The organism is Pseudomonas asuensis (assembly GCF_014646755.1).
GTDB classification, from domain to species: domain Bacteria; phylum Pseudomonadota; class Gammaproteobacteria; order Pseudomonadales; family Pseudomonadaceae; genus Chryseomonas; species Chryseomonas asuensis.
The window spans coordinates 64,776-79,543 of record NZ_BMNW01000002.1 but is presented as its reverse complement, the minus strand read 5'-3'; the positions used below and the strand labels follow the sequence as shown (position 1 = coordinate 79,543).

The following is a 14,768-nucleotide window of genomic DNA, read 5'->3' as shown; positions in this document are numbered from 1 at the left end:
TCAAAGGTAGCGCGTCCATACGATTTCTACAGTGGGTTGAGCGCGCGTCCAATCGCCCACAAAATTACTATTCGAACCGGCTCCCTCAGGCGCATTACCGGGGGCCTGCTCTGGTGAGAAGGTAGAAGGCCACCCTGTAGTGTTGATAGTGGTTGAACCGCCCAGTTGCTGGATACCTCCCGCCTGGGCAGCAGAAGTCATCATACCGAAAATTCGAGTATTCCCTGTTGTGATGACATTATTACCTGCGACCACGCTGCCATAAACATCATTAGTGGCGCCTAAGGTAATCACACCGCCGGAGAAGCTACCATTCAAATAGCCGCCTGCCAGTAAGGCTATGTTGCCTACAGCAGAGGGCTTATACGTACCAGCCGTGATATCACAAAGATTTAAAGGATAAAGCCCTGCAAGGTCACTACTGGTAGGGACGCTATCTTCTGCACGCCGTGTATTTCTGCAAACGGGGTTATAGCCTGCAAAGTTAACAGCAATGGTTTTATTCCTGGTGGTAGTTGCAATGTTACCCGTCGCAATAATGCTATTGTAGTAAACACCATTACCTGCCTGAACATCGCCTTGAAACCATAAAACACCTGGCGCAAGGCTCCAGCCAGAGAGCGTCCAGACACCACCTCTATAGGTTATGCAGCCATTAAATGTGGTTTCACCGTGGCAAATCGTTTTATTGGGTTGGAGTGGAGCGGTACACATCCCCTGGGCATTGACCGCAGTACACAAAAAGTCTTGGTACCCTCTGCCTCCTGCGTCCGGGTTCGGATAGTTCCCCAGGAAATAGACACCATCAGCAATCCCATTAATACCCTGCACGGTTACTTGCCGCAGCCCAGTGGAGGTAAACTGAAATATATAGTTGGCATTTGAGCGCAGCTGATAGGCATCCACCTTGCTCGTTTCGACCACTGTTGCCTTTACAGTCGGGACGATGACACGCGGCACGCTGACCTGATAATTAGGCGTTCTAACCACGTTTACTCTGGAGTTTCTGTCCGCAGTAAGTGCACCGCCAATTGTTCCACTGGCAACGAGACCGGTATTTGCAGTCAAAGCCCCTTGTCCATCAAGGCGACTGGTTATATCCCCCTCGGTTATCAGCGTATTGGCCTGAGTTCTAACCGTCTGAACTGTACCCCTCGTGATCTGCACGTCCCCGATAGAAGCTATGGCAGTACTGTTATTCGTACCAGAATACGCAACTATACCGTTGGCATTAATCGCTCTGGCTGCGTCTTTACTTGTCCAGGTAACATCCGCCTGACTATTAACAGTCGTAACGGCGCCACTGCTTACAGTGACATTTCCGGTCACGTTCGCGGTAGAGACCTGACGCCCTCCCATGTTAAGCGTGCCATTCGCAGTAATGGTTCCTGCGCTGGCATTTCCCAGCAAAGTTACGTTTTTAATGGCTGAAACAGTTAATGCCGAAGCATTTCCTTCTAGGGTCACGTTGCCATTGGTCGTTAGTGAACTGACCGCTACCGAACTGCCAACCGTAACGTCATCCGTTGAGCTGATTGCATCCAGACCTGTGACATTCCCAGAAAGATTAACCTTTCCCTTGACGCTGATGTTGGCTTGCTGAGGCCCCTCAAAGCTCACCGAGCCGTTGAGATTAAGATCGGTATTAATCCTGATAAGGGGTGGTACTGGTGCAGGGCTTGGTGGAGTGCCAGTGCCTGATGCTGTTCCTGTCGTTGTGCCCGTGCCTGTTGAGGTGTAGTCCAGCGGAGTGACGTTGAAAACGGCTTGCACAATCGCAGTCGAGTCAGCGGCTCTGCCTGTGACATTCGCTACGATACGGTATTGATCCGTTTTGGGTTTGGTCTTGGATAATAGCTCCACCTTTAACCCCTGGGTCCCTCCAACAGCGATCTCACCTGCCGCCAGCACCTCCAGATCTTGTGTCGGTCGATTTGTCAGAAATTGCCTTAGCAGCTCAACCCCGGTCCAGGCCTTTAGCTGGGCAGGTGTTGTCGCATGCACTGCCAGTTGCCGCTCCTGAGTACCCTGTACCATGTACATCATGCCAAGCGCTGCAACGGTGAGCGTCATTCCGGTCATCAGAATGACCATCAAGGAAGCGATGCCTTTCTGGCGAGACGGAAAGCTATTCATGGCGCAAAGTTCGACAGGCATGTAGTAAAGCTGGTGGCTAGCGGCTCTGGTTGCGGCTCCAGATCCAGCACAGGGAAACGTACCTGCACAGCATGAACCCCTTCATTGGTACTAAAAGGCCAGCAGGTCGAGTCGACTATCTGCATATAGGCACCTTGTGTATCGCTTCCCATCTCATTAATCAGGTCAGCAGTATTCCAATCCAGTGACGCCCACGCCTGTGGACTTGTACATCTCACAGGCTTTAGCAGAACCAGCCCTGAAGACGTGGATACCAGGCCGCTGCATTGGTAGGCCGCGGCAGTCGGCGTTTCAGTAATGGCGCTGGTATTGAATCCCCAGATGATTGCATTTCCAAGCGAGCCTTTCACTGGGTCTGCCTTGGTAAAGTCGGTTACTGTTCCACCCGATAGTTTGCGCACATTGTTTTCATCAGCCTTGGACAACGTGGCATCACGAATAAAGACCAAGTCCCTGCCTAACTGAGGTCGCTTGGTACCTATGACCGGCAAACCAAAGCCCGCCTGTTGTAAAGCGATCTGTGCGGTCAAGAGCCCTGATGCTTTTTGTCCTTCCACTTTAGCCAGACTGGCGGACTCTACGCTTATACCCACCAATGTACGGTACAGCGATAACATTGCCAGCACGGTAATGAGTGAAATCACCATGCCGATCATAAGACTGATCAGGTTAAATCCCCGCTGGTGATTTCCCCTCACAGGTCACCTACCTGAATAGGTAGGCCGAATACTTCCTGATCCATCATGCGAGTCTGCAACATGACGTGTTGCGGAGAGGCATTCACCGTACGACCACCTAGCGAAATTGAACCGGAGGTCGGCTTGCACTCCACGTCCAACGGAAACGGAGCGCTATCGATAGGTGAGTAAACAATAGCTTTACTGTTGGCACTGTTACCGGGGCAAAGCGTCGTCCCATAGACGTGCAACAGGTTACGCATCTGTACAACAATATGATTTTGGATATGCAGGTCTGTCTGTGCCTGTTGAATGCGTGTAGCAATGTGAATCATGCCAATGCCTATGATCGACATCAGCAGGACGCCTACTAATGCCTCAATCAGCGTATCGCCGCGCTGATGAGATCTGACGTTAAATAATGGTGATCGGAAGGGCATCTTCTCGACCCGCCTTCACTGCCAAATCTACCGTGGCGCAATTAAGCCCTGCCTGACTACTCTGGAACGGCAATGCACGATTATCCAGCGCTACACATTGAAACGACTTGTTATCGGATTCGATAGTGACCTGTTTAGGGAGTGCACTGCTCCATACAACCTGGGCTGTACCCACTTGGCTGCAGTTGAACGCGCTTTGGCCAGTGGTAGGCTGAGCCAATACCAGCGAGGTTTCATTAAGGCACAGCAAGGCAGCAGGCTTGTCTGGGCCTACAGCACCAGCAGGGTTTCTCAACGCCATAGCTTTGGCACGCGCAATACCTTGCTGGAGAACACCGGCTGCGTCACGCTGATTGGCGCTGTTTATCCACCCTTGAGTCAAAGGGACACCCGCCATCAGAAGAATACTCATGATAGCCAGCGTGACCATTAACTCGATCAACGTGAAACCCTTAGCTTGTCTTACCATGATGTCACTCCTGGGCAGCCGGTTGCGGTGCGCTCGTTCTTACTTGTTAATGTAAGCGTACAACTGCGCAATTTGGCACTCTTGCCTTGAGCTGTTACCGCATAGGCAGTATCGGTTACTTGCGTAATCATGTACTCGAAGTCCGCACCTTGAGCCGGTTGCCATTTACCGTTGAACAGCGCTTGCGTTGCAGCTGTAGTCGTCGTAGCAGGTGCAGATGAATATTTCAGGGTACGTTGCCGAACATTCTCCATATTGAGTCCAAGCGCTACGAGATCGCCCTGCGCAGTTTTAATTTGGCTACGGGTGACATACGAGCTATACGACGGGACAGCAACAGCCGCCAGGATGCCAACTATGGCGACTACGATCAGAATTTCGATAAGTGTAAAGCCGCTGCTGCGGCGAGCATCGATATGCCTATGCATGAGCTTGAACCTACGTCTCTTTAACGTCCATGCATGATAGTTCCGAACAGCGTCCGGACTTTCCCTGAACCATTGATCGTTATATAACCAGCTATCGATACCTATTCAAATGCTGTGCCAAGTAAGTAAGCCGTTACTCTGTCACTTGATGGACACTGCACCGGTAAAGGGCTAGAGCACATTCAAACCTCCTACGTACACCATAAGAGAAGCTGGTAAAACGCCAGGACGCAAGTCAGTAGTGACGATATTCTGGCGCATTAATAGCGAAGCGGAGGTCATTGCCAGAAAACAGTTAAAAACAGAGATTACAAAGCGAGAAAATAGCTCACCAAGGACTTTAAAATATTACTTTAATATATTGTTTTTTATATAAATTTTAATAAGATATAGAAATAACTTTAACATTAGCTATTCTTCAAAAAATCTCCTCCCAGCTCTGTTAATGGTAACCGCCTCTAATGTATAGACTGCAACCAGTAGCTTTTATGGCCTATGTAACGAGAACCTGATTGCAGGCGTCTATACGACTTATCACCTCATTTGATGCTTAGCTAACGATCAAACAGATGGTAATTACCACCCCGCGATCAAGTCTCCTCTGATCACGTGCGCTCAAGACCTTATACGTTCAGGAACCCTTTCGTTGTCCATATCGAACACCGAGACTCAATCACCGCGCCCTTTTACTATTACGCTTGTGGTTGTTTCCACTGTCCTCTTTACCTTTCTTGCCTATTTAACTATCGGAATTCCACTCGCCGTCCTGCCTAAATATGTGCACGATCAGTTAGGTTTTAATTCGGTAATCGCCGGGCTTGTCATCAGTAGTCAGTACGTGGCTACCCTCTTCTCACGTTCCCATGCTGGCAGAGTCATCGATACCATAGGTGCCAAACAAGCCGTCATATACGGTATGGCCGGATGCGGTATCAGCGGAATACTCATGTTGGCATCTACCCTTCTTCAAAACATTCCATCTGTCAGCTTAGGGTGCTTACTGGCTGGCCGCCTTATTCTTGGCTGCTCGGAAAGCCTGGTCGGTACCGGCTCTATCAGTTGGGCTATTGGCCGTACAGGCGCTGCACATACTGCCAAGGTCATTTCCTGGAATGGTATAGCCAGTTACGGCGCCTTGGCAGTGGGCGCCCCCTTGGGTGTCATGCTGGTAAATGTGGTAGGCCTATGGAGCATGGGTGTCAGCATCATTCTGCTTGCCTTACTAGGCTTTTGCCTGGCCAGACCTAAGCCTGCTGTTGCGATTGTGCCTGGTAAGCACATGCCTTTTCTCAACGTATTGAAGCGGGTTGCACCTTACGGCATGGGGCTAGCCTTAGGCGGGATCGGCTTTGGAACCATTGCGACATTCATCACCCTCTTCTACAGCAGTCATCATTGGGACAATGCCGCCTTATGCCTGAGCGTCTTCGGCTGCTTCTTCATCTGTGCACGCCTACTCTTCGCTAATGCCATTAACCGGCTGGGTGGCTTCCCTGTAGCCATTGTCTGCCTGACAGTAGAGACACTTGGGTTGTTAATACTCTGGCAGGCATCAACCCCTCTACTTGCCCTAATAGGCGCAGCACTAACAGGTTTTGGCTTCTCACTGGTGTTTCCAGCGCTGGGTGTCGAAGCGGTCCGGCGGGTACCAGCAGCGAATCGAGGTTCTGCCTTGGGTGCCTACTCGGTCTTTATTGATCTTTCCCTAGGCATTACCGGCCCGCTGATTGGAGCCATTGCAGCGAACTTTGGCTACTCCATCATGTTCCTAAGCGCAGCCCTGGCATCCTTAATGGGCTTGGCATTAAGTATCACGCTGTTAAAACGGAATCCTAACGTCTGAGCCGGGAGGCCTTAGCTACTGATGAAAGCTTCAGAATCCTTTGCCATTACCTTGCGTATTGCCTCAATCGTCGTTTTCAGCTTTCTGACGTTTCTAGCTATCGGTCTACCGCTTGCCATTCTTCCTGGATATGTTCATGACACCCTAGGCTTCGGCTCAGTGATGGCAGGTTTAACCATCAGCATTCAGTACATTGCCACATTGTTTACCCGCCCTATCGCGGGCAAGATTGCTGATAGCATCGGCCCTAAGAAAGGCGTAATAGCGGGTCTGTTTGGCTGTGGCATCTGCGGCATCCTTACCTTTATCTCGACCTTGCTGCAGGATTTTCAAGTCGCAAGTCTGGTGCTGCTCATCATTGGGCGAATTTTTCTTGGCTGTGCCCAGGCACTGATTGGCACAGGCTCCTTGAGCTGGGGCATGGGCAGCGTTGGGATGCAACATGTCAGCAAAGTAATCTCTTGGAATGGGATAGCCGCTTATGGGGCTTTAGCTATTGGTGCTCCACTAGGAGTAGCAATGGTGAGCGGCTTGGGTCTTTGGAGTCTCGGCGTTAGCATTGTACTGCTAGCAGCAATTGGCCTGGCGCTAGCCTGGAACAAAGAGCCCGCCCCGGTCATTTCCGGCGAACGACTTCCTTTTCTGCGTGTATTCTGGCGAATCAGCCCCTATGGGCTTGGGCTGCTGCTCAGCTCGATTGGCTTTGGCACTATTGCTACCTTCATCACGCTGTATTACGGTAGTCATGGCTGGCCAGACGCTGCCTATAGCCTGACAGCATTCGGGGCGGCCTTCATTTGTGCTCGCCTCTTATTCGCAGGAACGGTCAACCGTTTCGGTGGATACCCAGTGGCTATCGCCTGCTTTATCGTAGAAACATTAGGTCTGCTTTTACTCTGGCTGGCGGTTTCCCCTGGCATGGCCATGGCAGGGGCAGCCTTGGCAGGATTCGGCCTCTCGCTTGTTTACCCTGCTTTGGGTGTAGAGGCGATTGTAAAAGTCCCTGCTACCAACAGAAGCGCAGCACTAGGCGCCTACTCATTATGTCTGGACTTGTCGTTAGGTATTACCGGCCCCGTTGCTGGCAGCATTGCCAATGCGTTCGGATTCAACGCCATTTATCTTTTTGCTGCCTTGATGTCATTAGCAGGACTCATGCTTAGCCTTTACCTTTTCAAACAGGCACAGCGCGCTACTGAAATACCCAAGGCCGGGCAAGATCAGCCGACTTAAAACAGGTAGGCAAAAATATCCATCCAAAAGCACATTCGCCAACTGTGTAGACCTACTGACCAGCGTGTGATGATGATCCACAACATGAAGTCGGCATAATACTTATGCCGACTTCATGCTTTATGAGCAGGAAAGGCTTGGGTCAAATCCGATAAGGCACTGCTAGGGTCTGTACGAAAAGTCTTCGAGTGAAGATCAGGCGAGGCAAAAATAGGCAAGGAAGCGGAGTTCACGTATTGTAAATGAACATTCCGAATCGATTTTTAACGAAGCATCATCGAGTGCAGAGATTTTTCGTACAGCCCCTAGTAATGCCTTGCATTGCACATCATGCATTTACTGTAAAACCCATGCTCATCATCATGATGACTCAACGCACCCTGACAGTGAACACACCCTCCATAAAGCCTACGCTTTTTCCAGAGAAACAGTGTCTTAAGGCGCATTAAAAGCCACGATAGCCCTATCGCTAAACTTCCCAGCCACAACATTAAGCTAATGAGCTTGGCGGTAATGGCAAGATCCAGAAGCACGAACGCTTCAACATGGCTAGACCAGACAAAAAGAAAGATACCGGAGACCTGACCTAGCAGCAGTATCAATACAGGCATAGCAAAGAGTCGGAAAGACATAAAATCAATACAAAGAAAATCAATTAATGAATGATTTCATAAAACATGCTTGGTGCCTTATAGAAAAATTCCAAGCGGATGAAAAAGAAAAGCCACTGACCTTATGTCAACTTAATGACTCTAAAATTATATAATCCAAATTAATGGCGCTTTTAGCAGAGATAAGCCAATCAATTAAAAGAACCCTTTATACAAGCATCGCATAGTGCCCTATGGCCAGCAATATATAATCCCGCCATTTTGTCTATGAAGGCCGTGCTATGCCCAACAATCTTGCAGGGCCCTAAAGTGATGAGGAGCATGTTCTTATAATGCTTTCCAGCCTAACGATCAGTTCCAAGCACAGAATCGCAAAACACCTTCAGGGGCAGGAGCTGAAATCATACTGTGTAGCCACATAGCTTATTGGGATAGATGCCGTTCAGCTCGACCCGTTTCTGAATGCGACAAATAAACTCTATCGAATGTTATTTAGATTTTATCCGAACCAATTTTACTTAAGCCGTCATCACTTCAGTTCTACCAGCCCTCCCCCACTGTAAATCTCAAGGCGACAAATGGTCATTTATAGTGGATTGTCATTATTGTTTTTTCTTACCCAATCCCCATATATGAAGAGCATAGGAGTTGTCTTATTAAGGCTCTTCATCACCTTAAGGCTATGACCAAAGCCAGCATTACGACTAATGCATTAAGGTTTATTTAAAAGATCCACCATTAAACAGCGACATACATTAATGCACAGGCTAAAAATAACTGCTATACAAAAATATCTGACCCGTTGTGATCAAGAAACTGCAGCCTGAGTGCTGACTGTGAGGCTTTGAATGGCTAGAGGCATTAATAAAGTAATTCTCGTAGGCAACGTAGGCGCTGATCCTGAGATTCGTTACACACCTAATGGCAATCCTATTACCAACATTACACTTGCAACCAGCGAAAGCTGGAAAGACAAGCAGAGCGGTCAGCAACAAGAGCGAACTGAATGGCATCGCGTTGTCTTCTTTGGCAGGCTGGCTGAAATCGCGGCCGAATACCTGCGCAAGGGATCACAGGTTTATGTAGAGGGCACGTTACGTACGCGCAAATGGCAAGGCCAGGATGGACAGGATCGTTACACCACCGAAGTCATAGTCGACGTTAGCGGTACCATGCAACTACTTGGTGGACGAACTGATAATGAACACAGTGGCAGTCCTCAGACAAACCGGCAGCCATCTGGGCAAAACCGCAAGTCTGCGCAACCACAGCCCTCAACTCAGCCAGCTCCAGACTACGATAGTTTTGACGATGACATCCCCTTCTAAAGGCGCTTCGGCGCCTTTCTTTTTGACCTTATAGCGCTCAAAGCACATCTAGCAACACACCTCTTGCGACCAAGGCAAAACCTTTCGCTCTCAAAGATGAATGATATGGCATTCACCTTTTCGGTTAATTTTTTTCCTTCTGTGTGCAGCGCTTTTAAATTTCGATGGTCATAGCTGGCAGATCAAGCTCAACACCTTGTTTTCTCAATGAGCTGAGCCAGGTTGTCGTTATACCTAAGTTTACTCAGCAAGGAATGCTTTATGACCCGTATACAACTTCGCCGCCGACTCATCTGGACAAGCTTTGCTTATGCATTGCTCGTTTATGCAGGGGTTATTTTCATACTAGGTTTAGCTGACCTAGTCTCACGTTAAGACTAGTTAACACTCAGGAATTGGTCGGACTTAAAGCGCTATCGTTTCTGCATATCCTCAAACGCAAAAAAATGAGAAGTTAGCTACGCAATTAATTTAGCCTGCTCCACATAGTTCGAAAATTAGCACTAAATTTTCAAACAGCACTAGCCAACCTTCGAAGCAAAGAGTAAAAAGGCAGCGGCACCAAAATGCCATCATCCTTAGCGTATTCATGGAGCGAAGCGTTATGAACGAGTCGTTAAAAATAAAAAACTTTAACTTGCCAAGCTGGCTTTTTCTTGCGGTGTTTAGTGTGACCGTCTGGTGGGCATATGATGGAGATACCTGTCTTGAGCAGTGTAGGCCATCGTCCAACATGTCATTAGTGGCTAAAGTCAATGATCAGAGCAGTATTGGCATGCCCCTAAACACAAAGGCAGGATTTGACGTTTCGTATCGCCGGTAAAGCTAAAAGCCAAACAAAGCTCCACTTATTGCGGGGCTTTGTTTTAGCAAGCTAAATACACATTAGTTATAAACAGCCAGAAACGTTACTTCTGATTCCTGCAAAGGAAAAGGGGTTATTCGCCCTACCGTCTCGCAGGACAACTTTAGTTCCATGTGAGGTTTTATTGGCAATAACCAATGCCGGTGCTTGCGAGGCTAATCCTTGAGGGAATAAGGCCTTGATACTGCTACCCTTCCTTTCAATGATGACCTTTGATTGATTGACGGAAAGGTCTGTTATCAGGCACTCAATAAAAGTATCTGGATCTTTATTCGATCTTCCTGCCAAAGAGGGCTGCACCTTTTCAATATCGCTTACACCCACGCACCCTGTCAAAGCAAAGCTAATTACTATTACTACACGCTTCATGCCTACCCCGGCTAAACCGCTCCATTGATAAAACACCAACTCAAAACTTTTGAATCAGTCACGACCAGTTAACATTAAGAATAATGTCAAAAATGAAAGCCGCATCAGCAAAGACTGATCGCGACAGGGCCAGACTGCCTACGTCTACGGCAATTCTTCAGGATCCTCATCAGGCATCAGTTTATGCCAATCGATGCCGAGTCCAAGGCATAAGGGGGCTAGCATCCACAACCAATAGCTGTGTCTGAAGCCAAAAAAAATACAGCCAAACGCCAATAGAAACGCCCACCCCTCTATCTGGAGATTGCGTTTCAGGTTTATCCACTTTCCCATATGTGCTCAGCCGCTCCAGCTTATGCAGCACAGAGCGAACTACGATGTTAAAAACCGGTAAGAATACGCAAAATTTTTGTGATCGGAACCACAACCCGATACTCAGTACTAATTTCAGGATTTCTGGTTGCCGAGAACGACCTGGTTTGACTCCCCATCGCGAACCGGAGTGGTAATGCTATTCCTAGTAGGTAGCAAGGAAATGTCTTACGGCACAAAACTCTTCAGGTATGTAGCAGCTTTATAAGGTAAGCATGTTGAAATAATGCGCTACGCAGCAAGAGCATTGGCAACAGAGCTGAACCAGCCCAACAGGTAAAACAAATAGACCGAGTTAACGTTCAGCTCACTCAGTTTATCTCGGTGATTTAGTTGGAAGATTGATCTCTATCCGTTCAGCATCTACACCCTCTTTAGCACTATTGCTTATAGCGCTTGCTAAAGAAGTCCAGTGATTGGAGCAAGCCGCTGGGAGAATATCCAATTCTGCCAAGCAATCTCTTTTGAATGCTCTGACCCTGAAAAAGTAATTTCTGGGTTATTTCGAACCATATCCATTCAAATTTTTGTCGTTTTCATCCATGAATATCAATGCTCACAGCACAAAGGAATGAGACAATGATATCATTTTGATATCTATGGTATTTTATCTAAACCCATAAAAAAGCCCGACAGCATTGCCGAGCCTTCCAGATACTCAGATCAATCCAAAAGAGTATGAATAATCGTGGCTAAACCTAAAAATGCCAAGATTCCTGTCCCCAGTGCCACCGGCATGCACATCATGGCTAATGACAAATACTCATATAACCAGCCAACAATACCGACCGAAAGCAAAAGCACAGCCGCAATTATTGCCAGCGTTGCTCCTTGTCTTACAAGGAACCCGCTCCCTGACCTGACCATGATGGTGCCTCTGCAGGAACAGCAATTGCTGTTGCGCAGAGATATCACGGCGTGATGAGATTCACATTAAATATTACGCGCTCTGTTTGACCACTGATCTAATAACCCAAACCCTGACCTTAACAGGGCTTGGGTTAAACTAGCTCTCAGTTAAATACCGCCTTCTTCATCAGACTCATCCGGTGCTTGATCAGGATCCAGTGGCGCCATTTCATCATCGTTTGCGCCTACTTCATCTCCTGGGCCTAGCGGGTCAGAACCTTGCATTTGCCATGATTCATTTTGATCAGTCTTCATATGCACCTCGGCTGAGACCTTAAATGGCCTCAACTCTAAGACAGCACCAACAGGCGATCATTTAGGCTGTGAAACCTCTTGATCCAAAGTAACCAATGTGCCAAATGAGGTACAAGGTGCAACATCAGCGGGCGACTTGCACTAGTGGCTGAGCTCTCGCTTCGGTTAGCCTCAATATCTGCTCAAAGATTCTTTTACAAGCCCTATCCCAAAACTCAGTAGAATCCTCCAGTGGGCTTAGATCAACCTTGAATTCTCCGTTCCGTTCTTTAAGACGGTAAATCCCGTTGTCCAGATAAAATGCAAGCTGCACAATGAAATGCGTAGAGTTACTGTGCTGATCATGAATAATCACTTCCAAGTCATATAGGACAGTGCTGTTGGCAGTGCCTACTACCTGCCCGCTAACGCGTTTATTGTAGCCGCCCCCGAGGTTGATCCGCTCATCAGGATCAAGCCCGAGAAATGCGGTAAAGCGCTCGGGCAGCTGTTCAAGCCGAGTCCTTAGCTCAGCCCAATAGGCGTCCGCTCTATCGTTAGAGTCTGTGAGCAAACGACTCAGTTCAAGATACTTCTCCACACTCAAGCCTCCAAGCTTTGAGTAACTGATGCTAGAAGCGTAGAAGAAAACGAAAGAATTACTGAGATAAAAGCAAAAGCGCAGCCTGCTTGATAGCTAACGGCAGGCCCATAGGCAAATCGTTGTACTGAATGAGCTTGCCTGGCGGAGCAGGACAGGCAAAGTACCCAAACAACTGAGCACTGCACGCCTCGCTCTACACGAAGTAGCCTGTCGAGTATAGAAAGGAAGGTGCTGGCAGGATAAAGCTGATCTTCTGTATATTCCTATCTTCAAAGAACCATGCTTATACAAGCAGATATCCATCCTTTATTACTGGCAGATACCGGTAATGAGGGAATTAGGTATCCACCATCGGCCACCGTATAACTGTTGGCACACGTATGCCACAATATACTCATGTCGGGTACGAGTCCCGCTTTCATCGCCGGCCAGCTCGGGCATAGCGTTCAGATGCTGCTATCGACCTACGCACGCTGGATCTCTTCACAATCGGACTGGAATGAATTGGCAAAACTCCAAATGGCCTGAAGTGGCTTTGCTTCTTTTCAGCCAGTCTGAAGATCGCTACAGGTAAGACCCTTTGATCTCCACTGCAAATATCACCATGCAATTCGGGGCTAAGCCCCTGTTTGAAAACGTTTCAGTTAAATTTGGCAACGGGAACCGTTACGGCCTTATCGGCGCGAATGGCTGCGGCAAATCTACCTTCATGAAAATTCTGGGTAGTGACCTTGAGCCATCTGCTGGCCAGGTGATGCTGGAGCCTAATACCCGTTTGGGTAAGCTGCGCCAGGATCAGTTTGCCTATGAGGACTTCACTGTCATCGATACGGTTATCATGGGGCACACTGAATTATGGAAGGTTAAAGCCGAACGCGACCGTATTTATTCGCTGCCGGAAATGTCGGAAGACGATGGCATGGCCGTTGCCGAGCTTGAAGTTCAGTTTGCCGAGATGGATGGCTATACCGCCGAATCACGCGCGGGCGAGCTCCTGCTTGGGCTTGGTATTCCTCTTGATCAGCACTTTGGCCTTATGAGCGCAGTGTCGCCGGGCTGGAAGCTTCGTGTACTCCTCGCGCAGGCACTGTTCTCAGACCCAGATGTGCTGTTGCTGGACGAACCTACAAACCACCTGGATATCAATACCATCCGTTGGCTTGAGGGTATTCTCACGGCGCGTAATAGCACCATGATTATTATTTCTCACGACCGTCACTTTCTTAACAGCGTCTGCACGCATATGGCTGACCTGGACTACGGTGAATTACGTCTGTTTCCTGGTAACTATGACGAATACATGACGGCTGCTACTCAGGCGCGTGAGCGTCTGCTGTCCGATAACGCAAAGAAAAAGGCTCAGATTGCCGAGCTTCAATCTTTCGTCAGCCGTTTCTCGGCTAACGCATCGAAAGCAAAGCAAGCCACTAGCCGAGCACGTCAGATCGACAAGATTCAGCTTGAAGAGGTAAAACCGTCCAGCCGGGTTAGCCCATTTATTCGCTTCGATCAGACCAAGAAATTACACCGCCAGGCTGTGACGTTAGAAAACGTTGCCAAGGGTTATGACGGCAAGCCGCTATTCAATCGTCTGAGCCTGCAGGTTGAGGCAGGCGAACGTGTCGCGATCATCGGGCCGAACGGGATTGGTAAAACTACCCTTCTGCGCTGTCTGGTAGGCGAACTGTCTATTGATAAAGGTGAGATCAAATGGACCGATAGTGCAGAGGTCGGTTACTTCGCTCAAGATCATGCCGAAGATTTTGAAGATGATGTCAACCTATTCGACTGGATGGGCCAGTGGACACAGGGCGGTGAGCAGCTGGTACGCGGGACATTAGGCCGGATGCTGTTTTCCAATGATGACATTCAGAAGTCAGTTAAAGTCATCTCCGGTGGAGAGCAAGGGCGCATGTTGTTTGGCAAACTGATCTTACAGAAGCCAAACGTGTTGGTAATGGACGAGCCCACCAACCACCTGGACATGGAATCCATCGAAGCCTTGAACCTAGCGCTGGAAAACTACCCCGGCACGCTGATTTTCGTTAGCCATGACCGCGAGTTTGTCTCTTCACTTGCCACGCGTATCATTGAACTAACCGAAACAGGTGTCACAGACTTCAGCGGCACCTATGATGATTACCTACGTAGCCAAGGCGTAATCGTCTAACCAAATGTAGCCTTTAGTATATAACGCTACAAAAAGCGGTGAGATTTCTTGAAAGTCCA

The 14,768-nt window shown here is 48.5% G+C and carries 13 protein-coding genes and 1 pseudogene; 6 read left to right on the top strand and 8 right to left on the bottom strand.

Going from position 1 to position 14,768, the window contains the following annotated elements; genetic code table 11:
* The 5 genes from IEX86_RS04290 to IEX86_RS04270 are packed head-to-tail and all read right to left on the bottom strand — an operon-like array spanning window position 1 to window position 4,171.
* Window positions 1–2,157 carry an autotransporter outer membrane beta-barrel domain-containing protein gene (locus tag IEX86_RS04290; RefSeq protein WP_188864856.1) on the bottom strand — a complete coding sequence of 719 codons (2,157 nt, stop codon included), beginning with the start codon at window positions 2,155–2,157 and terminating at the stop codon, window positions 1–3.
* A complete protein-coding gene (locus tag IEX86_RS04285) occupies window positions 2,133–2,855 on the bottom strand; it encodes a PilW family protein (protein ID WP_188864855.1) in 723 nt (240 codons plus the stop codon). The genes IEX86_RS04290 and IEX86_RS04285 overlap by 25 nt, the downstream gene beginning before the upstream one ends.
* On the bottom strand, window positions 2,852–3,274 hold the full coding sequence (locus IEX86_RS04280; RefSeq protein ID WP_188864854.1) for a PilV family protein: 423 nt from the start codon (window positions 3,272–3,274) through the stop codon (window positions 2,852–2,854). The genes IEX86_RS04285 and IEX86_RS04280 overlap by 4 nt, the downstream gene beginning before the upstream one ends.
* Window positions 3,249–3,743 (bottom strand): pilus assembly FimT family protein, encoded by a 495-nt coding sequence (locus IEX86_RS04275; RefSeq protein ID WP_188864853.1) that lies wholly within the window; start codon window positions 3,741–3,743, stop codon window positions 3,249–3,251. Before IEX86_RS04275 ends, IEX86_RS04280 begins: the two co-directional genes overlap by 26 nt.
* Window positions 3,737–4,171, bottom strand: coding sequence for a type IV pilin protein (locus IEX86_RS04270; protein ID WP_188864852.1), 435 nt, complete (start codon window positions 4,169–4,171; stop codon window positions 3,737–3,739). Before IEX86_RS04270 ends, IEX86_RS04275 begins: the two co-directional genes overlap by 7 nt.
* 652 nt (window positions 4,172–4,823) lie before the next feature.
* Between IEX86_RS04270 and IEX86_RS04265 the strand changes: the two genes are divergently transcribed.
* The 3 genes from IEX86_RS04265 (at window position 4,824) to ssb (ending at window position 9,186) form a co-directional block, all read left to right on the top strand.
* On the top strand, window positions 4,824–6,014 hold the full coding sequence (locus tag IEX86_RS04265; protein WP_188865319.1) for an MFS transporter: 1,191 nt from the start codon (window positions 4,824–4,826) through the stop codon (window positions 6,012–6,014).
* A gap of 21 nt (window positions 6,015–6,035) precedes the next feature.
* On the top strand, window positions 6,036–7,247 hold the full coding sequence (locus IEX86_RS04260; protein ID WP_188864851.1) for an MFS transporter: 1,212 nt from the start codon (window positions 6,036–6,038) through the stop codon (window positions 7,245–7,247).
* A 1,459-nt stretch (window positions 7,248–8,706) separates the two neighbouring features.
* Window positions 8,707–9,186 carry a single-stranded DNA-binding protein gene (gene ssb, locus IEX86_RS04255; protein WP_188864850.1) on the top strand — a complete coding sequence of 160 codons (480 nt, stop codon included), beginning with the start codon at window positions 8,707–8,709 and terminating at the stop codon, window positions 9,184–9,186.
* An 889-nt stretch (window positions 9,187–10,075) separates the two neighbouring features.
* Here ssb and IEX86_RS04250 read toward each other — a convergent pair.
* Window positions 10,076–10,420: a hypothetical protein gene (locus IEX86_RS04250; protein WP_188864849.1), complete on the bottom strand. Its 345-nt coding sequence runs from the start codon at window positions 10,418–10,420 to the stop codon at window positions 10,076–10,078.
* 1,060 nt (window positions 10,421–11,480) lie between these two features.
* On the opposite strand from IEX86_RS04250, the gene IEX86_RS04245 reads away from it, so the two are divergent.
* Window positions 11,481–11,714, top strand: coding sequence for a hypothetical protein (locus tag IEX86_RS04245; RefSeq protein ID WP_188864848.1), 234 nt, complete (start codon window positions 11,481–11,483; stop codon window positions 11,712–11,714).
* A 95-nt stretch (window positions 11,715–11,809) separates the two neighbouring features.
* Here IEX86_RS04245 and IEX86_RS04240 read toward each other — a convergent pair whose 3' ends face one another.
* Complete coding sequence (locus IEX86_RS04240; protein ID WP_188864847.1) at window positions 11,810–11,956, bottom strand: hypothetical protein; 147 nt, start codon at window positions 11,954–11,956, stop codon at window positions 11,810–11,812.
* 124 nt (window positions 11,957–12,080) lie between these two features.
* The gene (locus tag IEX86_RS04235) at window positions 12,081–12,536 is read right to left on the bottom strand and encodes a hypothetical protein (protein WP_188864846.1); all 456 of its coding nucleotides are present in this window, start codon (window positions 12,534–12,536) and stop codon (window positions 12,081–12,083) included.
* A 370-nt stretch (window positions 12,537–12,906) separates the two neighbouring features.
* On the opposite strand from IEX86_RS04235, the pseudogene IEX86_RS25560 reads away from it, so the two are divergent.
* Window positions 12,907–13,067, top strand: a pseudogene (locus IEX86_RS25560) (site-specific integrase); the annotation flags it as partial.
* A 52-nt stretch (window positions 13,068–13,119) separates the two neighbouring features.
* Window positions 13,120–14,709 carry an ABC-F family ATPase gene (locus IEX86_RS04230; protein WP_188864845.1) on the top strand — a complete coding sequence of 530 codons (1,590 nt, stop codon included), beginning with the start codon at window positions 13,120–13,122 and terminating at the stop codon, window positions 14,707–14,709.
* Window positions 14,710–14,768 lie beyond the last annotated feature (59 nt).

Bases quoted from the DNA above. Each gene is read 5' to 3' on its own strand.
- IEX86_RS04280 (WP_188864854.1), bottom strand. From the start codon at position 3,274: ATGCCCTTCCGATCACCATTATTTAACGTCAGATCTCATCAGCGCGGC.
- IEX86_RS04250 (WP_188864849.1), bottom strand. From the start codon at position 10,420: ATGAAGCGTGTAGTAATAGTAATTAGCTTTGCTTTGACAGGGTGCGTG.
- IEX86_RS04290 (WP_188864856.1), bottom strand. From the start codon at position 2,157: ATGCCTGTCGAACTTTGCGCCATGAATAGCTTTCCGTCTCGCCAGAAA.
- IEX86_RS04275 (WP_188864853.1), bottom strand. From the start codon at position 3,743: ATGGTAAGACAAGCTAAGGGTTTCACGTTGATCGAGTTAATGGTCACG.
- ssb (WP_188864850.1), top strand. From the start codon at position 8,707: ATGGCTAGAGGCATTAATAAAGTAATTCTCGTAGGCAACGTAGGCGCT.
- IEX86_RS04240 (WP_188864847.1), bottom strand. From the start codon at position 11,956: ATGAAGACTGATCAAAATGAATCATGGCAAATGCAAGGTTCTGACCCG.
- IEX86_RS04260 (WP_188864851.1), top strand. From the start codon at position 6,036: ATGAAAGCTTCAGAATCCTTTGCCATTACCTTGCGTATTGCCTCAATC.
- IEX86_RS04270 (WP_188864852.1), bottom strand. From the start codon at position 4,171: ATGCATAGGCATATCGATGCTCGCCGCAGCAGCGGCTTTACACTTATC.